The organism is Streptomyces eurocidicus, assembly GCF_002891295.1.
Classification (GTDB): domain Bacteria; phylum Actinomycetota; class Actinomycetes; order Streptomycetales; family Streptomycetaceae; genus Streptomyces; species Streptomyces eurocidicus.
Genome location: NZ_LGUI01000005.1, coordinates 239,199 through 262,160, shown reverse-complemented (window position 1 = coordinate 262,160; position 22,962 = coordinate 239,199). Strand labels below are relative to the sequence as shown.

The window sequence follows — 22,962 nt, the reverse complement described above, 5'->3', positions numbered from 1 at the left end:
GGACCAGTTGACGCCGCGCGGGGAGGCTGCCGGCCCGGGACGCCGACCCAGGGGGCCGGGGCCGCTGGTTTCCGCCCGCTTCCCCGGGCGCAGTATCGAAAGGGTGGACATCGGAGGGGGAGACCATGACCGTGATAGCCGGGCTCGTGCACAACGGCCGGGTGCACCTGGGCGGGGACTCGGCCGGTGTCGCCGGGCTCAGACTGACCGTACGCCTGGACCCGAAGGTCTTCCGGAACGGTCCCTACGCCATGGGCTTCACCACCAGCTTCCGCATGGGACAGCTGCTGCATCACGCGTTCAAGGCACCGAATCCCAGAGGGGACCTGGACCGGTTCATGACCACCGTCTTCGTCGACAAGCTGCGCAAGTGCCTCAAGGACGGCGGCTGGGCGCGCAAGGACTCCGATCAGGAGAAGGCGGGGACGTTCCTCATCGGGGTGCACGGCCGCCTGTTCGCCCTCCACGACGACTACCAGATAGCCGAGCCGGCCGACGGATACGCGGCCGTGGGCTGCGGGGACGAATTCGCGCTCGGCGCTCTGCACGCCACCGCGGGCCTGGACCTGAAACCGCGCGAACGCCTGGCCCTGGCCCTCTCGGCGGCCGGCCACCACAGTGCCGGAGTCTCCGAGCCGTTCAGTTACGTCACCGCGCGCAAGCACCGTTCCGAGGAACGGGCCTGGCCGCCGCCGGCCCGCGGGAAGCGGACCGTTACCCGCGGGGAGACCGGCGGCCCGGACGGCGCCGGCGCTGTCGATGCCCGTTGACGACGATCCCGTCGGCGGCGGTCGCGGCCTCGGTGAAAGTGCCGGGAGCGATGCCGGGGTGGTCGGCGAGCCACTGCCCGTAGGGCGGGTTGCCCATCATGTCCGGTTCGGTGCGAGCGAAGTCTCATCCGCGTTCGCGGAGATACGCCTCCAGCTCGGCGGCGCCGGTCAGCATCGCCCGTCCCCGGGCGGACAGGCGGGCGCGCCAGTCGCACAGCGCGGCCTCCAGCGGCTCCAGCCCGCCGGCCGAACGCACCTGGGTGATCAGCGGGGCGATCTGCTCCAGGAGATAGCCGCCCCGCCGGAGCTGGTGGGTCAGCCGGGCGTCCCGTACGTCCGGCTCGTCGTAGACGCGGTACCCGGTCCGCGAGTCGCGGCGCGGGCGGACCAGCCCGGCGCGCTCCCACTTCCGTAGCGTCGCGGGCCGGATTCCGAGCTTCCCCGCCAGCGGCCCGATGAACGTGCCGCCGGGCCCGGATACCGCCGCCGGCTCGGGCGCCGTGGTGGTGTCCAGGTCGCGGAGGGCGCTCTCCACGGCCCGCAGGGTCCGGCGGTCGTCGAGGAGCTGGACGTGGCTCTCGTCGATGAGGCGGAACGCCTCGTCGACCGCGCCCTCGTTCACCGCCCGCATGATCGACGTCGCCGTCGGGTGACCGTGCCCGGGCACCAGGGCGAGGAACGCGCGCAGGGCGCCCGCGTGCAGCGGGGTGTAGGTGCGGTAGCCGTGGGGCGTGCGACCGGCGGCCGGAAGGATGCCGGCCTCCTCGTAGTTCCTGACCGCCTGCGTGGACAGACCGTGCCCGCGCGCCAGGTCGATCGGTCTGAGCCGCTCACCGCTTTGAAGGTTTTGTCCCATGGGCCTGCCGATATCGCGAAAAAGTTTCAACCGAAGGTTCAACGATACCGTTGAAGGCATGGCAACCGACATCAAGGACACCGCGTACCCCGTCGACGCCGCGGCCGTCATGAGGCTGTTCCCGGCCCGGCCACGGGTGCTCGCCCTGGGCGAACCCACCCACGGCGAGGACACCTTGCTCGACCTCCGCAACGGCCTCTTCCGGCAGCTCGTCGAGCAGGAGGGCTACCGGACGATCGCGATCGAGAGCGACTGCACGGCGGGCCTGCTCGTGGACGACTACGTCACCTCGGGCACGGGCACCCTCGACGACGTCATGGAGCACGGGTTCAGCCACGGGTTCGGCGCGTCCGCGGCCAATCGCGAACTCGTGCGCTGGATGCGCGTCCACAACGACGGCCGGCCCGCGTCCGAGCGCCTCCGCTTCGCCGGCTTCGACGGCCCGCTGGAGATCACCGGCGCCGCGAGCCCCCGGCAGGCCCTCACCGCGCTCCACGGCTTTCTCGCACCCCGGGTGGACGCCGGCCTGCTCCCCTGCACCGGGGAAGCGCTCGACCGCCTGCTCGGCGCCGACGACCGGTGGACCGATCCCGCCGTGATGACGGACCCCGCCCGGTCCGTGGGGCGGTCGGCCGGGGCCGGGCAACTGCGGCTGTTCGCCGACGATCTGGTGGCGCTGCTCGACGCGCAGACGCCGCACCTGATCGCGGCGACGTCACGGGAAGCCTGGGACCGGGCGCGCTTGTACGGACGCACCGCCGTCGGTCTGCTGCGCTACCACTTCTGGATGGCCGACACGTCACCGGCCCGTATGGCGCGGCTGGTGGGTCTGCGGGACCGGATGATGGCCGACAACCTCCTCGCCGTCGCCGAACGGGGCCCGGCCCTGGTCCACGCCCACAACCTCCATCTCCAGCGGAACAAGAGCGCGATGCTGATGGGCGACCGGCTGGAGTGGTGGAGCGCCGGGGCGATCGTGAGCGCCCGCCTGGGCGACGGGTACGGCTTCCTGGCGACGGCTCTCGGCACGATCCGTCACCAGGGAGTGGACACCCCGCCGCCCGGCACCGTCGAGGAACTCCTGTACGCGCTCCCGGAGGAGAGCTGCGTCGTGGACGCCCCCCGACTGGCGGCCGCCCTCGAAGACACGCCGCCCCCTCCCCGCGTCTCCCCTTACTACGGTTACTTCCCGCTCGACCCGGCCCACCTGGCGGGAAGCGACGGGCTCGTGTTCGTCAAGGACGTCCCGCGGAGTCGGCGCGACGATCGGGGACCGGCCCGGCGGCCGGCCTGCCGATGACCGCCCGCCCGGCGCTCACCGGCCGGGCGAAGCCGGCGGGACCGTGCCGCAGAACTCCGCGAGGAGTACGTACGCGGCCGCGTCGGTGTCGCCGGCCCAGTCGGTGTTGAAGTTGACCACCAGGCGGTGCCGCCCGTCCCGGGTGGTGTAGGCGACGCTCTGCGAACCGGGCATGAAGCCCGTGTGCCCCCAGACCTCCGTGCCGCAGGGCAACGTGGCCCGGAAGATCCCCAGGCCGTCGTCCTGGCCGTCGCCGAAGTCGGGTGAGGGGACCGTGGTCGTCATCTCCTTGAGCTGGGCGGCGGGGAGCAGCTCGCCGCGCATCAGGGCGGCGTAGAAGCGGTCGAGGTCGCCGGGGCTGGAGATGATCTCACCGGCGGACCAGGCCCAGGAGGGGTTGAACTCCGTGATGTCGTGGACCGTTCGCCCCGGGTCGTCGGGGAATCTGGTGTACATCCGCCCGCTCGGGTGCGGAATCCGGGTGTCCGTTCCGGGCAGGCCGGTGGCGGACAGCCCGAGTGGCCTGAAGATCCGCCGCTCGGCCTCCGAGGCGTAGGTGCGGCCGGTGACCCGTTCGATGACCATCGCGGCGAGGACGTACGCGGTCGTGCCGTAGCCCCAGCTCGTCCCGGGGGCGAAGTTCGGCTTGTGCCGCATGGCGACCGCCACGAGCTGCCCGGGTTCCCAGGTGTCGTAGCGGTGGGCCAGATAGTCCTTGCCCTGGAGGTGCAGGGCGGGGTCCTCGGTGTAGTCGTAGATGCCGCTGGTGTGGTTGAGGAGCTGCCGGAGGCTGATCTCGCGGCCGTCGTGGCCGTGGCCGCGGACCGTGCCCGGCAGCCACTTCTCCACGGTGTCCGACATGCTCAGCCGGCCTTCGGCCGCCAGCTGGAGAAGGACCGTCGCGATGAAGGTCTTGGAGATGCTCCCCGCCCGGAACCGGTCGCCGGGCAGCGGCGGGCGCCGCGTGGCGAGGTCGGCGACCCCGGCGGCGGCGCGCCAGGTGCCGTGCGCGTCGTGAGCCTGCACCAGGACGCCGGGGACGCCGCCCGCGACGGCGGCGTCCATGGCGGCCCGGGTCTGTTCGTGGCGCCCGGCGGCAGCGGCGGGCGCACCCGCCGCTGCCGCCGGGACGCCCGGGCCGGCCGCGACCGCCAGCGTGGCCGCGGCGACGAGGGCGGCAAGGGCCGCCCGTACCGTGTATGCCGTCATGGGAACTCCCTCCGACTGGGAGGACCCATACTTCCGGGGAGCCGACCGGCTCACGGTACGGCGCAAGCGAAGCAACTCTCCCGTGTCGGGTGCGCCCGGCGCCCGGTGGACGGCGCACGCCGGGTGACCGGCTACGGCACGGCGGCGGGGACGTCCCCGCCGCCGTGGGGTCCTTGGCGGGCGCGGGCGATGCCCGGCTTCCGCCACTGGCCGCCGGAGATCTGACGCCCGCCCTCGCAACCCTTGTTCAGGAGGGCGTCCCAGCCGTACGGCAGTGGTGCCGGTGGCCGCGTGTCAGGAGTCCGCGACGGCCTCCAGCGGGCTCAGGGCGGCTGCCCGGCGGGCCGGGACGGCGGCCGCGATCGCGCCGATCGCGAGGGACAGCAGGCAGACGAGGAGCAGCGTCCCCCACGGCGGGGCCGGCGAGTACTCCGTCATGGCGCCGTTGGCCAGCGAGCCGACCGCCCAGGCGCTGAACAGACCGCCCGCCAGGCCGAGGAGCGTGCCGAACGCGGCGACCGTGACCGCCTCCAGCCGGATCATCCGCCGGATGCCCGCCCGGTCCATGCCGACGGCGCGCAGCACGCCGATCTCGCGGGTGCGTTCGGCGACCGACATGGCCAGGGTGTTCACGATGCCGAGCGCGGAGATCACGGCGCCGATGACGAGCAGCCCGTACATCAGGGTGAGCAGTTCGCCCACGGTGCCGGCGGCCTCGCGGACGATTGCCTTCCGGTCCTGCACCTTCAGCAGCGGGTTGTCGCCGACGGCGGTGCGCAGCCGGTCCTCGATGGTCCTGGAGACCGTGCCCCCGTCGGTGCGGACGAGGACGCGCTGGACGGAGCCGGGGGTGAAGCTGTGCTTCGCCACCTCGGCGCGGGCGCCCAGCACGTCCTTGGCGATGGGGTTGTCCTTGTAGACGGCCGCGACGGTGTACTGCTTGAACTCCCGGCCGGGGCCGCCCGTGCCCATGCTGGCGTTGATCTTGCCGCCCGCGCGCACGCCGTGTTCCCGGGCGACGGTGCCGGAGACGGCGATCCGGCCCGGCCCGAGGTCCGCGAGGGAGCCGCTGGTGAGGTCGAGCCTCATGACGTCCTTCACCGTGCCGGGGTCGACGCCGGAGATCTCCTTGCTGCTGCCGCCGAGGAGCACGGTGGAGTCGGTGACGGCGGTCGCCGTCCGCACCCCGGGCGTGTCGGTCACCCGTCGCACGGCGGCCGGGTCGACGGTGAGCGTGGGGGTGCGGGTGCCGATCACGTAGTCGGCGCCGAGGCCGGCCGCGGCCTGCCGGTCGAGCGCCTGGCCGGTGGAGCTGCCGAGGACCGCGAGTCCGGCGACCAGCGCGGTGCTGATCATCAGGGCGGATGCGGTGGCCGCGGTGCGGCGCGGGTCGCGCAGCGCGTTCTGCCGGGCGAGGTGGCCGGTGAGCCCGAAGCGGCCGGTCAGGCGTCCGGTCAGCCGGATCACGGGGCCGGCGAGCAGCGGCGCGAGCACGACCATGGCGACGACGAGGACGGCGCAGCCGAACATCGCGCTCCGCAGGTTGGCCTCCGAGGCGTCCTTCGCTCCCGTGAGCGAGATCAGCAGACCGGCGCCGAGGGCGAGCAGGGCCAGGCCCACCACGGCGCGGATCCGGGACCGCGCGGTCGACGGCGGCTGTCCGGCCGTACGCATCGCCTCGACGGGCGCGACCTTCGCCGCCCTGCGGGCGGGCAGCCACGCGGCGAGCACGGTGACTCCCACGCCCACGCCGAGCGCCGCCACGACGGGGCGTACCCCGATCACCAGCGGGCCGCTGGGCAGCGGGTCCGCGCTGGTGCCCAGGATGTCGGGCAGCACGGAGGCGATGCCCAGGCCGGCCACGAAACCGGCCGCCGACGCGGCGAGGCCGACCAGGAGGGCCTCCCAGAGCACGGAGCGGACCACCTGGCGGCGCGAGGCGCCGATCGCCCGCAGCAGCGCGATCTCACGGCTGCGCCGGGTGACGAGCATGGTGAAGGTGTTGACGATGAGGAACGAGCCGATGAACAGGGAGACCCCGGCGAAGACCATCGGGATCTTCTTGTAGCCCCGGGTCATGGTCTCGACGTTGGTCGCCTGCTGGGCGGCCTGGGCGCTGCCGGTGGTGGCCTCCGCGCGGTCGGCCGGGAGTACGGCGGTGACCCGGCCGGCGAGCTCGGCTTGGTTGGTGCCGGCCGCGGCGGACAGGTCGATCCCGGTGTAGTGGCCCGGGGTCGCGAACAGGTGCTGGGCGGTCGCCTTGTCGAACAGGGCGAGGGTGCCGCCGGCGGTCACCCGGGAGTCCTCGGTGGTGACGATGCCGACGAGCCGCTTGGTCATGACCGGGCCGTCGACGGCGAGCGTGACCGTGTCGCCGGTACGGAAGTGACCCGCGGCGGCGGTGCCGCTGTCCAGGGCCACTTCGCCGCTGTTCGCGGGGGCGCGCCCCTTGACCAGCGGATAGCGGCTGTCCTTGCCGTCCGCGCCGGGTACGTAGGCGGCGGCCGGGTGCGCCCATGCCTTGTCGGCTCGCAGCGGAGTGCCGTCGGAGGCGTTCAGGGTGGCCACACCGTCGACCGACGGCCGTACGGCGGCGACGCCGGGGACGCCGGCCAGTTTCCGCGCGAGGGCGTCGTCGAGCACTCCGGCGGACCGGTCCGCGGCGGCCCCCGGCGGCGGGGACTTCGGGGTCACGGTGACCGCGACGCCCGCGAAGTTCCGGGTCGCGGCCGCGCGGTAGGCCGCGGCGGACGAGTCCGCGAAGACGAGGGTGCCGGAGACGAACGCGACACCCAGGCAGACCGCGAGGACGGTCATGGCCAGACGGGCCTTGTGCGCCAGGGCGTTGCGCAGGGCTGTTCTCAGCATGGGCAGCTTTCGGGAACGGGGGAGAGGGAGCGAGGTGGGTGCGGCACGGCCGGAACAGCCGGCGGGCGAGCCGGTCGGCCGGCGCGTGGACCGGTCGGCCGGTGCGCGCGGTCAGCCGGTGTGTGCCCGGGTGTCGAAAGCCTTCATCCGGTCCAGGACCCGGTCCGGGGTGGGGCGGGTCATCTCGTCGACCAGGCGGCCGTCGGAGAGGAAGACGACGCGGTCGGCGTAGCCGGCGGCGACGGGGTCGTGGGTGACCATGACCACGGTCCGGCCCAGTTCGCGTACCGATTCGCGCAGGAAGCCGAGGACCTCGGCCCCGGCGCGGGAGTCGAGGTTGCCGGTGGGCTCGTCACCGAAGACGATCGCGGGGCGCGAGGCCAGGGCGCGGGCGACGGCGACGCGCTGCTGCTGTCCGCCGGACAGCTGCGCGGGCCGGTGGCCGAGGCGCTGGGAGAGGCCGACCATGGCGACCACACGGTCCAGCCACTGCTGGTCGGGGCGGCGCCCCGCGATGGACAGCGGCAGCGTGATGTTCTCCAGCGCGGTCAGCGTCGGCAGCAGGTTGAACGCCTGGAAGACAAAGCCGATCCGGTCGCGGCGCAGCTGTGTGAGCTGCCGGTCGTCGAGAGCGCTCAGCTCGGTGGTGCCGACGCGCACGGAGCCGGAGCTGGGGGAGTCGAGCCCGGCGGCGCAGTGCATCAGGGTGGACTTGCCGCAGCCGGAGGGGCCCATGATCGCGGTGAACTCGCCCTCGCGGAATTCGATGCTGACCCGGTCCAGGGCCACGACCCGGGTGTCGCCGCTGCCGTGGACCTTCGTCAGGTCGGTGGTGGCGGCCGCGATCCCGGGCGTCGTGCGCAGCGCGTGCGGGGCAAAGGGGTCGGCGGTCACAGGGACTCCTCTTCGGTGCGGAAAGGTGCACTTCGAAGGGTGCCGGGGGAACGTATCGGGGCCTGAGCCACTGTGTATCGGTGGCCGCTCCGCTTCGCGGCAGTTGTGTATGGGCGGGGGCCGGCCGGTCAGGCCGGCAGGCGCAGGGTGGCGACGGCGCCGCCGTCGGGGGCGTTGTCGAAGCGCAGCTCGGCGCCCAGGAGCCGGGCTTGTCCCAGGGCGATGGTCAGGCCCAGGCCGTGACCCGTGCCGCGCTCCGCCGCGCCCGTGTGGAACCGGCGCGGGCCGTGCAGCAGCAGGTCCGGGGGGAAGCCGGCGCCGTGGTCGCGCACGACGACCGTACGGCCCTCGACGGTGACCCGTACCGGGGCGTCGCCGTGCCGGTGGGCGTTGGCGACGAGGTTGCCGACGATCCGCTCCAGGCGGCGGGGGTCGGTTTCGACGGTCTCCCCGCCCCGGTCGGCTTCGGCGCCCGGTGTCCCGGTGACGGTGACCTCGGTATCGAACCCGGTGCGCAGTACGGCCTCGGAGACGACGGCGCCGAGCGGCACCCGGGCGCGTACGGGCTGTTCGGCGCCCGCGTCCAGCCGGGAGATCTCCAGCAGGTCCTCGACCAGGCCGCGCAGATCGCGCACCCGGGCCCGGAGCAGATCCTCCGTCTCGCCGGGCGGCAGCAGGTCGGCGGCGGCCAGCAGACCGCCGACGGGGGTGCGCAGCTCATGCGCCACGTCCGCGGTGAACCGGCGCTCCGTGCGCAGCCGGTGGCCGAGGCTGTCGGCCATGAGGTCGACGGTCGCGGCGATGTCGGCCACCTCGTCGCCGCCCTTGGTGGGTCCGGTCCGGGCGTCGAGGTCCCCGGCGGCGATCCGGCCCGCGGTCTCGGAGACCCGCCGCAGCCGGCGGCCGAGCAGCCCGGCCCCGTAGACCGCCAGGGGCACGGCCGCCGCGAGCGCGAGCAGCGAGGCGACAGTCATGATCACGTCGAGCCGGCGCAGGGTGTGGAGCTGCGGGCCCATGTTGACCCGGACGGCGAGCACCGGGCTGTCCGGCCCGCCGGTCCGCTGGGCGGCCCAGACGCTCGGCCCCAGATTCCCCTCGACGCGCCCGTCGTAGGCCGTGTGCCGGTCGCCGTCGGCCGGGTGGCGCAGCGCTACGGGCAGGTCGGCCGGGTCGAGCTCGGCGCCGTCCGCCGGCGTTCCGGTACGCCGGTGGACCTCCATGGCCGAGTAGACGGTGTTGAACGCCTGCGCTTCGGCGCGGTCGCGGATGTCCTGTGCGATCCACACGTGCACCAGGACGCCCACCACGGCCATGACCAGGCATGCCGTGGCCGCGGCCAGCGCGGCGATCTTCCACCGCAGGGAGGCGAGGGCCGGGCGGAGCCGCTGGAACGGACGCACCGGCCTCAGCGCCTGAGCTTGTAGCCGAAGCCGCGGACCGTCTCGATCCGCTCCCGCCCCAGCTTTTTGCGCAGCCGCTGCACGCACAGGTCCACGACCCGGCTGTCGCCGTCCCAGCCGTACTCCCAGACGTTGCGCAGCAGGGTGTGCCGCTCCAGTACGACGCCGGGGTGGGCGGCGAACTCGAGGAGCAGCTTCAGTTCGGTGGGGGTCAGCGCCACGGGTTTCCCGGCGACGAACACCTCCATACCGGCGGTGTCGATGGTCAGGTCGCCGAACGCCGGCATCCCGCCCTCGGACGGCGGCCCCTCGACCGCGCCGTGTCCGGGGCCCGGGGCGGGCGCGTAGGTCGCCCTTCGCAGCAGCGAGCGGATGCGTGCGACGAGGACATAGGTGTCCACCGGCTTGACCACGTAGTCGTCCGCTCCGGCCTCCAGGCCGGCGACGACGTCGAGCCCGTCACCGCGGGCGGACATCATCAGAACGGGCACCAGGCTGGTCTCCCGGACCCTGCGGCACAGGCCGATGCCGTCCAGGCCGGGCAGCATCACATCCAGGATCAGCAGGTCGAAGTGCTCGTCCCGGAAGAGTTCGAGCCCCGTGAGCCCGTCGGCCGCGGCCCTCATCCCGTAGCCGTAGCGCTCCAGGGCGACGGTGAAGGACCGGCGCATCAGGTCGTCGTCCTCCACCAGCAGCACGCGAACAGGGCGCGACGAGACCCCGGCCGGGGTGGACGAGGACACGGGCAGGCAACTCCTGTACGAATGCGTGGATGGTCCGGGCGGGACACGGGCCCCGGTCGTACGCACGATCGGTGACCTGTGGGAACGATACGGCAGACGTCAGATGCGGCGACCGCGTCGCGCGGGGGAGCGGCGGCGCCGGTTCCCGCGGCCCCTCCCTTTCCTCTTCGTTCGCTGAGTACCAGGTCAGGCCGGGTGTCGCCGGGATCGGGCGACCGGTGGTGCCGGGGCTCTCCAGCTCTTCGCGGGCCTGTGCCGGGCCCCTTCGCCGAGGGCGGGAGCGCGGATCCGATGGGCGATCAAGCGCTTCCTGATACGTATCCGATACAAAACCGCCGTGGGTGCTCCTCCCGGACGGCGGGTGCCGGGGGCCGGTAACGCTCGCGTGCCCGAGGCCCCGCCGGGCCGGTGAGCACCTGGGAGCCGGAGACGGGTCAGCCCTGGGCCGCGTCCAGAAGGCCGTCGAACGCGGAGGCCACCGCGAGGCCCTTGGCGATGTCCCTGGGACTGGCCTCCGGGTTCGGTCCCCCGTACCAGACATGGGCCTGCACCTGGTGCTTCGTGATGTAGCCGATCGCCTCGTCGGAGGCCAGCCCCGGGTAACCGACCGCGACGTCGGTGAACATGTAGTCGATCCAAGGGGTGGCGAAGCGGATGACGTCGATGACGTAAGGCTTGAACTCGTCGCTGTAGGTGGCGCAGAACAGCACTTGCCGGCCGTCGTCGACGAGCGCGACACGCAGGTCGTGGACGGTCCCGAGACGGTTCTCCCAGTACGGCGCCTCGATGCACGCCTTCTCGGCGCGCTCCAGGAAGACGGCGGGTCCGGTCGGCTGGATGACCGGTGCCAGCAGGGTGAACTCGGACCGGTTCACCGCCCGCAGGCCGACTCCGTCGGTCTGGGTGCGGGGGTGCTGGAAGTTCTTGGCGATCTCCTCGACCGGTACGTCCGGGGAGATCGGCTGATAGGTCGACGGATCGAAGTCGTACATCCGGGTTTCCTTTTCGAGGAGGCGTCAGGACCGGTCGGGAAGCACGTCCGCCGCCGAGGCCGGCTCGGCGCGGTGCTGACCGTTCAGCCGGTGGCGCAGCGACGACGAGTGCCGGTACACCTCTTTGCGGACGGTCTGGATCGAGCCGAGCGGTACGTGCTCGGGCGGGCAACGCCACGGTGTGAACGAGAGCGCGTCGGCGGCGGCGAGGTTCTCCTCGCCGCCGATGTCCTGGCGGGGGAAGCGCAGTCTGGCGACGGTCACGAACGGGGACTCGTGCTCCTCCCATTCGACGGTGAGGTCGTCGACGGGCATGGTCTCCAGGGACGCGCACAGCTGCACCTGAAAGTCGAACTCGTGCTCCGCCCCGGCGAGTTCGCCGACCAGGGCGGGGCGGAAGACCTCGTCCCGGCCCGTCGGGTCGAGGCCGCGGGTCCGTACGCGGGCGGCCGAGTCGTCCGTGGGGCGGATGCGCAGTTTGGCCACGTAGTCGCCGTGGCGCACCGCTCCCATCGAGAAGAACGAGGAGAGGAGGAGGTTCTGCCACCGGGCCCGTTCGCCCAGCCGGAGCATCGCGCCGAGCTCGTCCCAGGCCCATTCGGACGCGGGCAGCGTGCCGTACCCGGTGACCCAGTCGTGGAACATCTGGTGGTTGCCCCGGCGGCCGCTCTGCCGGTACTTCGGCAGGTCGATGAAGAGCTTCGCCAGGAATGTGTAGTGCGCCGCCGTGTTGCAGAAGAAGACGGGCCCGTTGATCATGTTGAAGTCCATGGTGCGGCTCATGGCCTCGTCGGGCAGGGTGGTGGTGGACTCCATCCCGAACACCTTGGTCGCCATGCCCACGATGTTGCCCAGCATCCGGTCGGCGCCCAGGTGGGACAGCCCGTTGGAGTAGCGGACCAGCGCGTCGTGCGTCCCGGGCCTGCCGTAGACGCCCTGGGCGTACTCGGGCGGGACGCCGTCGAGGATCTCGAACGTGCCGCGCACCAGCCCGTACGCCTTCGCGTGGGCGAAGCGGACCGCGCGGCCCTCGCCCTCCACCGAACCCCGCTCGAAGTCCTCGATGACCTCGATGATCCGACGCATGCTCCGATCGAGATCAGGTTCCGGTGGCGCGATGTCGGGCGCGTACCGCACAGGGGTGAAGTCCAGCTCCGGTGATGTCACCTGTCACTCTCCGGCATCGATGTGGGTGGGGTGGTGGCGGGCTTCGCGGCCGTGTCGGGCAGCGTGGTGAGCCACTTCAGCGCGGTCAGGCCGGGCAGGAAGCAGTACTCGCCGCCGCGCACGGTCACGAACCGGGGCAGCCCGGTGAGCCTGCGGCGGACCGGCGTGGCCGGGACGGTGTGGACGCCCGTGCCGTCGTTGTCGCCGATCAGCGGGTCCCGCTCGGCGCCGAGGCCGGCGAAGTCGCCGTCGTTGAGCCACACCTGCTGCACGAACTCGAACTGCCGGGACAGGCTGGCGCCCAGGAAGACGAAGATGATCCCGCGCTCCGCACCGTCGTCCTCGAGGATCCCGTCGGGCAGCGGCGGGCCGTAGGCGGCACCGCGCCGCAGCACGCGGTGGATGTTGACCGCGACCACGGTGTCCGTGAGGCCGTCCCTCGGGTTGGCGCGCCGGATGTGCGCGCCGCGCGGGACGCGCAGCCCCCGCGGGTCCTCGTGGTAGCGGAAGTCGTTGTTGCGCATGGGGTCGGCGCCCAGTTCCGGATCGTCGTGGTCCGGGGCCAGCGCGAGCGGCGCACCACTGCGCCAGCGGCCGACGAACTTCGCCGCGAGCAGTTCCTCGGCCTCGGGGGAGGAGGCGTTGTCGCGCAGGTATCTGCGGAACGCGGCGACGTCCGCGTGCATCTGGCGGAAGGCCAAGTAGCAGCCGTTGCGGCCGAGGACTTCCGGGGCCGGACCCGGTGGCGGGGTCCCGGACTCGTCCGGGTAGCCGAAGAGGAACTCACCGGGCTGGACGGAGTCCTGACCGGGCAGCGGCGCGTCGGTGCTGCCGAGCAGGTGTGGACTGGAGATCCCGTCCCGGAACCCGAAGTGCTCGCGCCCGGTGACCGGGACACCGACGTCGAGCCGGTAGACCAGGTTCACCCCGGCCAGCCGGCCGGCCGCGTCCACGGGTTCGCGCAGTCCCTCGGGGGCCCTCGCGATGATCATTACGCCGATGTGCACATCGGCCCCGCCCAGTGGAGGGAGCCAGTTGCCGGGATCGTTGGCGCCGAGGTCGCCGAGCACCTCCTTGCGGGCGGCCATGCCGGCCCGGAACTCCTCGGAGAAGGAGGCGAGCGAGTCCTCCGGCACACCCAGCCGGGCCAGGCCCCGGTAGGTGAAGGCGACGTTGAGGGTGTACGGGCGGGGCAGCTCCCAGTCCGCCGCGCTGGTGATCTTCGGCAGGACCTCGCGCAGGGACCGCTTCGTCGCGGCCGGGTCGTCGATCCGGTACAGCAGATAGACGCCGTGATAGTCGTCCGGGCGGCGGCGCAGCACGGTGCCCTGGATGTCGTCCAGTTCCAGCGCCGGCACCGTACCCGCGGTGGGCCCGGTCATCCCCGTGGGTCGAAAAGCCGGGTAGCCATGAACATGGTGGGCTTCCTTCATATGGGCGCAAATATGGACACAGTTTGCACCGAAGGTGTCGATCTCGATGGCAATCCGTCTGCCGTGTCGTGGAAGTGCCTCCCGTTGGACCGAGGCGGCGGCCGGGCTTGCCATGTCTCCGGGCTCGCCATGTTTCCGGGCGCGGCGGCCCACCGATCCGGCGGAGTGTGATCGTTCCCCGAAAACCACCTTCCCGGAGGCACCGCTGTGATGATGTGGTCCTCCGTGCCCGAGCCCAGGGAGGCCGCTCATGTCCCGAACCCCGCAGGAGATCTTCGAGAGCCATGTGCGCGCCGGCGCGTTCACCCGGAACGCCGATGCCCTCGCCGAGAACTTCACCCCGGACGGCGTCTTCGAGGCGCCGCTCATGCCCGCCGGCGCCGCCTTCCCGAGGAAGCTGGTGGGCCGCGAGGAGATCCGTAGCGCGATGGCGGCGTACTACCGGGGCCAGGGGAAGGACGGCCGTGCGCCGAACGTCGAGAAGTCCGGATACGTTCTGCACACCACCGCCGATCCCGAGGTCTTCATCGCCGAGATCGACACGGTCTTCGACGGGGACGGGGGCGGGGACGGGGATGGGGACGACGTGACCGTCTCGCTGGTCCAGATCTTCCGCGTCCGCGACGGGAAGATCGCTCGACTGCGTGACTACTTCGCGCCGGAGCTGATGGACTGAGCGGCGTCGCCACCTCCCTGTCGGCAGGTCAGGGTGGTGTGGGGCGGCCCAGCGCGCCTGGGCGAGCGCTCCCGGGGTCGTTGCGGGCGGCGCCCCCACGCGGAGACCATCGGGCGGTGGCGAGGACGAGGCGTCCGGTGGCGGCGTTCTCCGGGTGGCGGTCGGTCTCCTCGTCGGTGGCGCGCCTCCCGCGGACCCCACCGCGCACCCGCTCGCGCGTTCGCCCGTTCCCTCGTCGGGCCGACCTACGGGTCATCCGCCCTCCGTACGGGTAAACCCCGCGGATGTGGTCCCACGACGGGGAACGCGGCCCCTCGCAGCGCCCTGCCCCGCATGCCCTGGCACCCGTTGCGCAGACGTCCCTGTGGACTCTGTACCACCGGGCGGCCGCCGCCCGCCGCGACCCCCCGCTCCTCACGGATCCCGCGGCCGTGGAACTCACCGACCGATGCGACTGGCCCTTCCAGGCGTGGTTCGGCCGGCCGCACCATGTCGCCGAGCAGTACCTCGCCCGGCGGGCCCGCATGTACGACGCCGCGACGACGCGCTTTCTGCGGCGCCACCCCGGAGCCACGGTGATCGCCCTGGGGGAGGGGCTGGAGACGCAGTTCTGGCGCGCGGACAACGGCACGGCGCACTGGCTCTCCGTCGACCGGCCCGAGGTGATCGAGCTACGCCGCGCGGTCCTGCCGCACGGACCGCGGCAGCACGCCGTCGCCTGCTCCGTGACCGACCCGCGGTGGACGGACCACGCCGTCGCCCGGCCGCCCTCGCTCATCGCGGCGCAGGGCCTGTTCATGTACCTTCGGCCGCCCCAGGCCGCCGCCCTCATCCGCCTCTGCGTCCGCCGCTTTCCGCGGAGCGTGCTGCTCTTCGACACGCTGCCCCACGTCACCGCCCACTTGGCCCCGTACGCCCTGACCCGTGGCGGGACATTCCGCTTCCCCACCCTGCGCGGCGCCATCAGACCGTCCGCCCTGCGCCTCGGCGACACCGGGCAACGGCACGCGGTGACGGTGCGGAGCATCGGCCCTTACGCGATCGGGCCGCGCGCCACCGCCCGGCTGATCCTCGCCGCGCAGCGCTCATGGCCCGTACGCGAGGCGCTGTTGCCGGCGCTCGTCCGGTTGGACATTCCCTGACGTCGAGGCGGTAGCCCGCCCACCCGTGTCCGGCAGCGGGTCGGATGGCTGTATGAGCGCGGAACCGATCGATTTCAGGCCATGAACGGTAATCCTATTTGCTGTGCATGATCTGGATCAGGTTGCCGCAGGTGTCGTCCAGGACCGCCGTGGTGACCGGGCCGGCCTCCAGCGGCTCCTGGGTGAAGCGGACCCCGAGTCCGCGCAGCCGGTCGAACTCCGCGGGTACGTCCGCCACGGCGAACGAGGCGGCCGGGATGCCGTCCTTGACCAGCGCCGTCTTGTACGGTCTCACCGCGGGATGGCCGTCGGGCTCCAGCAGCAGTTCGGTCCCGTCGAGGTCTTCCGGTGAGACCACCGTGAGCCAGCGGTCCTTGCCCAGAGGGACCTCGGTCTTCTTCACGAAGCCGAGCACCTCGGTGTAGAAACGCAGGGCCTTTTCCTGGTCGTCGACGAAGACGCTGGTCAGGTGGATCCTCATGGGGCGCCTCCGGGGTGGTGTCCGGCCTGGGACCGGGTGATCATGCGTTCGAGGGGCCGGTGGCCCGAGGGCGGAACACACGGTGCCCCCGGCGCCGCGGACGGACCGGACATGCTGATCCCAGTACAACGGGCGGCCGCGTACGCGTCGAGTGCGGACGGGCATACGGGGAACCCGCGCGCCCCTACGGTGCGTTCCCGCCGATGCCGCTGGGCCGGTGGGCGCCCGTCTCACGCCCGGCTGTCGTCCGGGGCGGCGGCCTCCAGGGTGGCGATGTCACCCGACATGATCGTCCGTATGTGCTCGGTGATGTGCTCCGCCGGCCAGTCCCACCAGGCCACCGCCAGCAGCCGGGCGACGTCCTCGTCGCCGTACCGGGCGCGGACGCCACGGGCGGGGTTGCCGCCGACGATCCCGTAGTCGGGCACGTCGGCGGTGACCACGGCGCCGGAAGCGACGATCGCGCCGTGCCCGATCCGTACACCGGGCATCACCGTCACGCCGTAGCCGAACCAGACGTCGTTGCCGACGACGGTGTCCCCGCGGTTCGGCAGGCCGGTGAGCAGGTCGAAGTGGTCGGACCACGAGCCGCCCATCGTGGGGAAGGGGAAGGTCGAGGGGCCGTCCATGCGGTGGTTGGCGCCGTTCATGATGAACCGGACCCCTGTGCCCAGCGCACAGAACTTGCCGATGATCAGCTTCTCCGGCCCGTAGTGGTAGAGCACGTTGCGCGTCTCGAACGCGGTCGGGTCGTCCGGGTCGTCGTAGTAGGAGTACTCCCCGACCTCGATCAGCGGGGACTTCACCAGCGGCTTGAGCAGTACCACCCGTGGGTGCTGGGGCATCGGGTGCAGCACGGTCGGGTCCGCGGGAACGTGGGGACTCATGGGCGGGCTACCTCTCCCTGGCCGGGCCGTCCTCGCCGGACCCGGCTTCGCCGGTGGTCGCCGTTGACGCGACAGCGTGTGCGTCAAGGATGCTGTCATGGCTCCGTTCGCCGGGCAAACCCTTTCCGGGCGGTGACTCCCGCCTTGCCGCAGGTGTCCGACGGTCTTGCCGCCGGTGCCTGACGGCCCGTCGGTGCGGCCTGCCGAGGCCCCCGCCCGCTGTGACGACACCCCCTCTTGAGCGATCGCTCAAACAGCTCTAAGATTCGACCCGCGCGCGGGCCGGAACATCCCCTTCACCATCGAGAACGTCCCCTACCGCGACGCCTACGGGCGGGAGACCGTGACCTTCGTGCGGACCTTCGCCTTCCCGGACCGGCCGCGCCGGTTCGACGCCACCATGGTCTTCAGCCGCGAACGGGGCTGCGTCGTGGACTACCTCGGCACGCACCAGCACCTCGCCACCGATCTGCACTTCACGGCCGACGACACCGGGGCACTGGTCATCCGCTCCGGGGAACACCGCTTCCGGGAGGGCCCGGTCGACGCCCGGGTGCCCGCGCTCGTCGCCGGTGACGCCGTCGTCCGCGAGTCCTACGACGAGGCGGCGGAACGCTTCCGCATCGAGGTACGGGTCACCAACCGCCGCTTCGGACCGCTCTTCGGCTACCGCGGCTCCTTCACCGCCGCCTACACCCATGGAGTCGAGCCGCGGGCGGGCCTGCGGCCGGTGCGGGAAGAAGCCCGCGCGTGAGCGAGGACACCCGGGCCAAGCTGCTCGAAGGGGCGCCGCGGACCCTCACCGAACAGGGCATCGCCAAGACCTCCGCCCGGTCCGTCGCCGCGGCGGCCAGCGTCAACCAGTCGCTGGTCTTCTATCACTTATCGTACGGTCCCGCCTGCGACGACGGGAGGGGCGGGGTTAGGGCCTGCCCCACGGGTCGTCTCGCCGACGAGACTGACGGGTCCGACGGGCCGTCTCCGAGGGACCGGGCCTACGAACGTGTGAACCACCGCTGGTCGGGGTGGAAGTGGCAGTCCCACAGGACCAGCGGAGTCCCGTTGGCGGTGCTGCCGTTGTTCGCCAGCCCCACGCACTTGTTCTGGCCTGCCGCGGACACGAGGGCAGCGGTGCCGTCACCCAGATCCTGCATCCGCCACCACTGATCGGGGTGGAGGTGGCAGTCCCACAGAACGAGGCGCGTGCCATTTCTGTCGCTGCCGTTGTCCGCCAGCCCTATGCATTTGCCTTGCGGATAGCCGGAGGCGTTACTGCGCAGGGAAACGCCGTCATCGCCTCTGTACCACCACTGATCGAAGTTGAGGTGGCAGTCCCACAGGACAAGGATCGTCCCGTTGGCGGTGCTGCCGTTGTTCGCCAGTCCCACGCACTTGTTCCCGTTCGGGTCAGCCGCGTTCCGTAGGCTGAAGAGGGGGCCGGCTCGTGTCGCCGTTGACGGCGCTGCCGTAGCCGTTGCCCCGGTCAGGGCGAGCGCGGCACTCGCGACCAGCGCACTCAAGACTCCCAGCCGACGGTTCAAGCGAACGATCATGTGGTGTCCTTCCCCATGGCCGCCCCTCGGGCGTCGCTCAAGGGTGGCCGCTGTACTCGGCTCCGTACACCCCTGGAACCGGACATGTGCTGCGCCTTCCCGTAGACCGCCACGCACAACGGCCTAAGCGCACGACCGTCATGCGCCCCCTCGGGCACGGCTTGGGCGCAGTTCGTGGATCCGGCCCGCTGCCCCGCGCGGCGTACGGCCGGGGGGGGGAGAAGACGGCGATGGACGCGGGCCCGCGCCCCCCTGTTCAAGCCCTCATCTGATGGGATCGGGGCCATGGACAACCGACGGCGCGTTCTGATCGTCGCCTACGACGACGCGCAGATCCTCGACATCGCCTGCCCCAGCGGCGCGCTGGACATAGCCAACCGGTACGGCGCCTCCCCGCCGTACACCATTGAGCTCGGCACTCTCGGCCGTCGTGCGGCCCGTAGCTCGGCGGGGATCGTGCTGGGGGCCGGGCGCGGTCTGGAGGCGGTGACGGGGCGGCTGGACACCCTGCTCGTCGTCGGTGGCGCGGGCTTCGAGGAGGCGTCGGCGGACGAGCGGTTGCTGACGCAGGTGCGGCGGCTGGCCGGGAGCAGCCGCCGCGTCGCCTCGGTGTGCACGGGCACCTACGTGCTGGCCGCGGCGGGGTTGCTGAAGCACCGGCGGGTCACGACGCACTGGGGATACGGCGAGCGGCTCGCGGCCCGGTACCCTGATGTGGCCGTGGACGTAGGGCCCCTCCACATCCGCGACGGGAACGTCTACACCTCGGCGGGGGTGACGAGCGCGCTCGACCTCACGCTCTCGCTGATCGAGGACGACCACGGGCCCACGCTGGCCCGCGCGGTGGCCCGGGAGCTGGTCTCCTACCTTCACCGGCCCGCGGACCAGGCGCAGATCAGCATGTTCCTGACCGCCCCGCCGCCCGGGGACCGGCTGGTGCGGGACCTCACGGGCCATATCGCCGGCCACCTGGCCGAGGACCTGTCCCCGGGCGCGCTGGCGGCCCGGGCGGGGGTGAGCACCCGGCATCTGACGCGGCTGTTCACCGAACACCTCGGTACGACACCGGCCCGGGCGGTACGGGAGGCCCGTACGGAGGCGGCCGCGCATCTGGTGAGGTCGAGCCGGCTGTCGCTGGCCGCGATCGCGCGGCGTTGCGGGTTCAAGTCGCCGCAGACGCTTCGTCAGGCATTCGTGGACCACTATGGATGCGGCGGGGACACGATCCGCAAGATGCCGGACATGCCACGACCGCGTGTCCCCCAAGGGCACAAGACTTCCCTGCCATGAGACACACGACGACACGCAGGAACCTGATGCGCGGGGCCGCCGCCGGCGCCGCGCTCGCCACGACGGGCGCGGCCGGCACCGCCCTCGCGCGACCCGCCCGGGCCGCGCGGCGGTCACCGGCGGTCGGCAAGGGCCCGGACATCGGCATCCTGCTGTACGACGGCTACAGCCTGCTGGATCCCACCGGCCCCGCGGAGGTCCTCTCCCGGCTGCCGGGCGCCACCGTCACGATGATCGCCCAGGAGCGGGGGCCCGTCCGCACCGACACCGGCGACGTGGCCGTCATGGCCGAACGGCGCATCGCCGACGTCGACCGCCTGGACGTGCTGCTCGTTCCCGGCGCCGGCAATCGCGGCACGGTGGAGGCGATGCGGAACAAGGAACTCCTGCGCTGGATCGGCATGATCGACCGGCACAGCCGGTGGACGACGTCCGTGTGCACCGGCTCGCTCGTGCTCGCGGCGGCCGGGTTGCTCGACGGCCGGCAGGCGACGACCTACTGGGCCTCCGCCGACTACCTCCGCACCCACTACGACGTCACCTACCTGCCCGAACGGTATGTGCGGTCAGGGAAGATCATCACAGCGGCGGGGGTGTCGGCGGGGCTGGACATGGCGCTGTACCTGGCGTCCCTGATCGCAGGCGACAGCACGGCCGAGGCGATACAGCTGGCCATCGAATACGACCCGCGCCCTCCCTTCGACGCCGGGAACGCCGCGAAGGCCGGCCCCGAACTGAAGGAGCGGGCACTGCGGTTGCTGGCCGAGTCGCAGAAGTGAGGGCGAGGCCGCGGGGGCGCCTCGAACGCTGACGAACGGCTGCGCCGCCGGCCGCCCGCGGGACTATGGCCGAGGCAGTCGACCGGGAAGCCCTTGGCGCTCCGCCCCGGTGGCCGGGCGACCGCGGGTCAGCCGTTCCGCTCGGCGGGGCCCGGCCTGCCGCTGACGTGCTGCTCGGCCGAGGGGGCGGGCGACGGCCCCGGAGGGGAAGCCGCCCGCTCCCTCGTGACCAGGATGCCCAGCAGGGCGGCGACCACGCCGCCCGCCGTGAGGATCCACCAGGCGGGCCGTACCGCCGAGGTGAAGGCGGCCGCATCGGTCAACGGGGCGCCGTGCAGACCGGCGTTGAGGATCGCGCCGAGGGCGGCGACACCCATCGCGAAGGCCGAACGGCCGAAGGTGGTCAGCATTCCCGAGGCCAGCCCGGCCCGGTCCGAGGGGAGCCCCGAGACGCCGGCGGTGATGATCAGCGGGGTCGACAGGCCGACGCCCAGCCCGAAGAGGACGTACTCGACGACGATCATGACCCGGGACGAGTCGCCGGTGAAGAGCGCGATCAGCATCCCGCTCGCCGCCAGCACCACACCCGCCCCGACCATCAGCGGCCGTGCGCCGTACCGCCGGGCGAGTCCGGCCGCGCACACGGAGGAGACGGCCAGGGAGCCGGCGGGCACCAGCATCCACAGGCCCGCCTCCGAGGCGGACATCCGCAGCGGGTTCTGCAGGTAGAGGGCGGTGAGGAAGAAGAACCCGCCGAACGTCCCGAAGACGGCCACCAGCGAGGCGATCGCGCCGCTGAACCGCGCGTCGCGGAAGAACGCCGGCTCGATCAGCGGCTCGGCGCGGCGGCGCTCGTAGGCGAGCAGGGCGACGAACGACACGACGGTGACCGCGAAACAGGCGATGACGTGCGGCGCCGTCCAGCCCGCGCGCGGCGCTTCGATGATCCCGTAGGCCAGTGGCCCCAGCAGGGTGATGACCAGGAGCTGACCCACCGGGTCCGGCCGGCGCGGCCGCTCGGCCCGCGACTCCGGCACGCGGAGCAGCGCGATCACCAGTGCGACGATCCCCAGCGGGACGTTCAGCCAGAACACCGACCGCCATCCGACGGCGTCCACCAGCACCCCACCGACCACGGGCCCGAGGGCCAGCCCGATGCCGTAGGCCCCCAGCCACAGGCCCATGGCCCGGGTCCGCTCTTGCTTGCCGGGGAAGACGTTCGCGACGATCGCCATGGCGACGGGGCTCAGCCCCGCGGCCCCCACGCCTTGGAGGATCCGGAAGCCGATCAGGGCGGACAGGGACGGCGCGAGCGCGCACAGCACCGAGGCGACCGTGAAGACCACGATGCCCGCCACCAGCACCCGTTTGCGCCCGATCCGGTCACCGGTCGATCCGGCGCAGAGCATCAGCGTCGCCATGGCGAGGCTGTAGGCCGCGATGGCCCACTGCATCCCGGAGACGGAGGCGTGGAGATCCCGCTCCATGGCGGGGAGGGCGACGTTCAACGCCGTGATGTCGACGCCGACCATGACGATGGCGAGGCAGCAGACCGCCAGGACGAGATTGCTCCGGTGGGTGGTGAGCGTGGGCACGGCGGGGCTCCCTTCCCGCGGAGGTCCTCTCCTTCGACTTTCCGCCGGTTCGGGCCGTGCTGCCATCGGACACTCGGGGGACGGCCGGGAGGCCCCCTGTCCCCCGATCGTCCGACCCGGTCCGCGCCGGTCCGGGCACCCGCTGTGACCACGCGGTTGATGACGCAACGAACCGTGCGCGACGCCCGGCGCCGGTCGGACGGAGCCGGGCGCCGGCCCCGCCGCCGTACGCGGTACCGGCTCGCCGCTGTCAACGGCGCGTCCCGTCGGCGGTGGCCGATCAGCGACCGGTGGCACCACCACGTCCCGGCGCGCCCGTGCGCGGCAGGGGCGGCGAGGCTCGACGAGGGGGCGGACGGCGCCCGTGCGCCCCGAAGGGACGTAACCGCGAAAACTAGGGAATGTCTGGTTCGCGACCCGTGAGCATATTCCTCGCAATGATCAACAACCATCGCGAGAGGTGCCACCGTGTCGCTGGCCATGAGTGTCGAAGGGCGTGAGGCGTTCCTGGCCGAGGCGCGCGTCGGGATGCTGGGCATCGAGGCGCCCGAGGGCGGCGCCCCGCTCCTGGTGCCCGTCTGGTACGCGTACGAACCGGGCGGCGAGGTCGTGGTGCTCACCGGGCGCACCTCGCTGAAGGCGCGCAGGATCCAGCAGGCGGGACGGTTCAGCCTCGGCGTCCAGCACGAGACCCCGCCCTACCGCTATGTGAGCGTCGACGGGCCCGTGACCTCCGTGGAGGACCGCGTGGACCCCGACGAGCGGTCCGCGCTGGCCCACCGCTACCTCGACGCGGACACGGCCCCCGCCTACCTGGAATCCACTCTCGGTCAGCTGGACGACGACATCACCATCCGCATGCGTCCCGAGCGCTGGCGCACCGCGGACTTCGCCGCGTTCGCCGCGCAGTTCTCCTGACCGGGCGGT

The 22,962-nt window shown here is 72.4% G+C and carries 20 protein-coding genes and 2 pseudogenes; 9 read left to right on the top strand and 13 right to left on the bottom strand.

The window, feature by feature from the left end; translation table 11 throughout:
• Positions 1-125: 125 nt before the first annotated feature.
• Positions 126-770, top strand: a complete 645-nt coding sequence (locus tag AF335_RS18100; RefSeq protein ID WP_228773570.1) for a hypothetical protein — start codon at positions 126-128, stop codon at positions 768-770.
• A gap of 124 nt (positions 771-894) precedes the next feature.
• Here the strand turns inward: AF335_RS18100 and AF335_RS18095 are convergent, their stop codons facing one another.
• Positions 895-1,626 (bottom strand): TioE family transcriptional regulator, encoded by a 732-nt coding sequence (locus tag AF335_RS18095; protein WP_102919433.1) that lies wholly within the window; start codon positions 1,624-1,626, stop codon positions 895-897.
• A gap of 58 nt (positions 1,627-1,684) precedes the next feature.
• Here AF335_RS18095 and AF335_RS18090 point away from each other — a divergent pair, with 58 nt between their 5' ends.
• Entirely contained in the window at positions 1,685-2,926 is a 1,242-nt protein-coding gene (locus AF335_RS18090; protein ID WP_102919432.1) for an erythromycin esterase family protein, read from the top strand.
• 15 nt (positions 2,927-2,941) lie between these two features.
• Here AF335_RS18090 and AF335_RS18085 read toward each other — a convergent pair whose 3' ends face one another.
• From AF335_RS18085 to AF335_RS18050, 8 genes are all read right to left on the bottom strand, one after another.
• The gene (locus AF335_RS18085; RefSeq protein ID WP_102919431.1) at positions 2,942-4,135 is read right to left on the bottom strand and encodes a serine hydrolase domain-containing protein; all 1,194 of its coding nucleotides are present in this window, start codon (positions 4,133-4,135) and stop codon (positions 2,942-2,944) included.
• A 294-nt stretch (positions 4,136-4,429) separates the two neighbouring features.
• Positions 4,430-7,003 carry an ABC transporter permease gene (locus AF335_RS18080; protein WP_102919430.1) on the bottom strand — a complete coding sequence of 858 codons (2,574 nt, stop codon included), beginning with the start codon at positions 7,001-7,003 and terminating at the stop codon, positions 4,430-4,432.
• 111 nt (positions 7,004-7,114) lie between these two features.
• Complete coding sequence (locus AF335_RS18075; protein WP_102919429.1) at positions 7,115-7,897, bottom strand: ABC transporter ATP-binding protein; 783 nt, start codon at positions 7,895-7,897, stop codon at positions 7,115-7,117.
• A 128-nt stretch (positions 7,898-8,025) separates the two neighbouring features.
• Entirely contained in the window at positions 8,026-9,297 is a 1,272-nt protein-coding gene (locus AF335_RS18070) for a sensor histidine kinase (RefSeq protein WP_244927075.1), read from the bottom strand.
• 5 nt (positions 9,298-9,302) lie between these two features.
• The gene (cseB, locus tag AF335_RS18065) at positions 9,303-10,040 is read right to left on the bottom strand and encodes a two-component system response regulator CseB (RefSeq protein WP_280524637.1); all 738 of its coding nucleotides are present in this window, start codon (positions 10,038-10,040) and stop codon (positions 9,303-9,305) included.
• A 434-nt stretch (positions 10,041-10,474) separates the two neighbouring features.
• Complete coding sequence (locus tag AF335_RS18060) at positions 10,475-11,032, bottom strand: hypothetical protein (protein ID WP_102919428.1); 558 nt, start codon at positions 11,030-11,032, stop codon at positions 10,475-10,477.
• Positions 11,033-11,056: 24 nt separating this feature from the next.
• Positions 11,057-12,118 carry a catalase family protein gene (locus tag AF335_RS18055; RefSeq protein WP_228773571.1) on the bottom strand — a complete coding sequence of 354 codons (1,062 nt, stop codon included), beginning with the start codon at positions 12,116-12,118 and terminating at the stop codon, positions 11,057-11,059.
• 77 nt (positions 12,119-12,195) lie between these two features.
• Positions 12,196-13,581 carry a Dyp-type peroxidase gene (locus AF335_RS18050; protein ID WP_102919427.1) on the bottom strand — a complete coding sequence of 462 codons (1,386 nt, stop codon included), beginning with the start codon at positions 13,579-13,581 and terminating at the stop codon, positions 12,196-12,198.
• Positions 13,582-13,882: 301 nt separating this feature from the next.
• Here AF335_RS18050 and AF335_RS18045 point away from each other — a divergent pair, with 301 nt between their 5' ends.
• Positions 13,883-14,308: a nuclear transport factor 2 family protein gene (locus tag AF335_RS18045; protein ID WP_102919426.1), complete on the top strand. Its 426-nt coding sequence runs from the start codon at positions 13,883-13,885 to the stop codon at positions 14,306-14,308.
• 284 nt (positions 14,309-14,592) lie between these two features.
• A complete protein-coding gene (locus tag AF335_RS18035; protein WP_102919425.1) occupies positions 14,593-15,450 on the top strand; it encodes a class I SAM-dependent methyltransferase in 858 nt (285 codons plus the stop codon).
• Between the two features lie 94 nt (positions 15,451-15,544).
• On the opposite strand, the gene AF335_RS18030 is transcribed toward AF335_RS18035, so the two are convergent.
• Positions 15,545-15,931: a VOC family protein gene (locus AF335_RS18030; RefSeq protein ID WP_102919424.1), complete on the bottom strand. Its 387-nt coding sequence runs from the start codon at positions 15,929-15,931 to the stop codon at positions 15,545-15,547.
• A gap of 230 nt (positions 15,932-16,161) precedes the next feature.
• A complete protein-coding gene (locus AF335_RS18025) occupies positions 16,162-16,818 on the bottom strand; it encodes a CatB-related O-acetyltransferase (protein WP_102919423.1) in 657 nt (218 codons plus the stop codon).
• Positions 16,819-17,089: 271 nt separating this feature from the next.
• Between AF335_RS18025 and AF335_RS18020 the strand changes: the two are divergent.
• Positions 17,090-17,572, top strand: a pseudogene (locus AF335_RS18020) (DUF4166 domain-containing protein); the annotation flags it as partial.
• Positions 17,569-17,700, top strand: a pseudogene (locus AF335_RS35735) (TetR family transcriptional regulator); the annotation flags it as partial. The pseudogenes AF335_RS18020 and AF335_RS35735, both read left to right, overlap by 4 nt.
• A 113-nt stretch (positions 17,701-17,813) precedes the next feature.
• Here the strand turns inward: AF335_RS35735 and AF335_RS18010 are convergent.
• Positions 17,814-18,371 carry an RICIN domain-containing protein gene (locus tag AF335_RS18010; protein ID WP_102919422.1) on the bottom strand — a complete coding sequence of 186 codons (558 nt, stop codon included), beginning with the start codon at positions 18,369-18,371 and terminating at the stop codon, positions 17,814-17,816.
• A 285-nt stretch (positions 18,372-18,656) separates the two neighbouring features.
• Here AF335_RS18010 and AF335_RS18005 point away from each other — a divergent pair, with 285 nt between their 5' ends.
• Positions 18,657-19,661 carry a GlxA family transcriptional regulator gene (locus AF335_RS18005; protein WP_102919421.1) on the top strand — a complete coding sequence of 335 codons (1,005 nt, stop codon included), beginning with the start codon at positions 18,657-18,659 and terminating at the stop codon, positions 19,659-19,661.
• Positions 19,658-20,440 (top strand): DJ-1/PfpI family protein, encoded by a 783-nt coding sequence (locus AF335_RS18000; protein WP_102919420.1) that lies wholly within the window; start codon positions 19,658-19,660, stop codon positions 20,438-20,440. Before AF335_RS18005 ends, AF335_RS18000 begins: the two co-directional genes overlap by 4 nt.
• 128 nt (positions 20,441-20,568) lie before the next feature.
• Here the strand turns inward: AF335_RS18000 and AF335_RS17995 are convergent, their stop codons facing one another.
• The gene (locus tag AF335_RS17995; protein WP_170127737.1) at positions 20,569-22,035 is read right to left on the bottom strand and encodes an MFS transporter; all 1,467 of its coding nucleotides are present in this window, start codon (positions 22,033-22,035) and stop codon (positions 20,569-20,571) included.
• Positions 22,036-22,503: 468 nt separating this feature from the next.
• Between AF335_RS17995 and AF335_RS17990 the strand changes: the two genes are divergently transcribed.
• Positions 22,504-22,953, top strand: a complete 450-nt coding sequence (locus AF335_RS17990) for a pyridoxamine 5'-phosphate oxidase family protein (protein ID WP_211304112.1) — start codon at positions 22,504-22,506, stop codon at positions 22,951-22,953.
• The last annotated feature ends 9 nt before the right edge of the window (positions 22,954-22,962 follow it).